This window comes from Protofrankia sp. CiP1_Cm_nod2, assembly GCF_920664355.1.
Taxonomy (GTDB): domain Bacteria; phylum Actinomycetota; class Actinomycetes; order Frankiales; family Frankiaceae; genus Protofrankia.
Window position 1 is genome coordinate 5590 of record NZ_CAKKTL010000225.1, and the last position, 535, is coordinate 6124.

Here is a 535-nt window from a genome sequence, read left to right on the forward strand (position 1 = left end):
TTCGGCCGGCGGCACACCGAAGGCGTCCTTGACGTGGACGACCCCGACGACGTCGTCGACGTCCCCGGGGACAGCCGGGACGCTCCCCGGGCCCGGCGGCTCGGCCGCGTGCCCTCCCCCTCCGGAGCCGGCGCAGCCTCGGCGGCCGGTGACGCCTGCGTGGCCGGTGACGCCTGCGTGGCCGGTGACGCCTGTGTGGCCGGCGCCTGCGTGGCCGGCGGTGGCGCGAGCGGAGCCCGGGTCCCTAGCGGTACCCGAATCCCGCTGGGAGGCGGTGTCAGAGGTGCCACCGGTGCCACCGGTGTCAGGGGTGCCATCGGTGTCGGAGGCGCCGGCGCCAGGCGCGGCGGTGCCGGTGGGGCGCAGGACGGGGAAGCGGGAGCGGCCTGATTCCCCGGTGACCCGGAGCAGTTCCGTGACGCTGTCGTCGGCGTGCAGCGCGACCACCCGCATCCGCGGTGTCATGACGTCCTGGGCGGTGCGCTCGCGTAGCCGCAGGGATCTGCCCAGCAGGCTCGCGGTGTTGCCGGGCAGT

1 pseudogene is annotated in these 535 nt (G+C 76.3%); it reads right to left on the reverse strand.

The window, feature by feature from the left end:
- Positions 1-535: pseudogene (locus NBW84_RS19810) on the reverse strand (hypothetical protein); the annotation flags it as partial.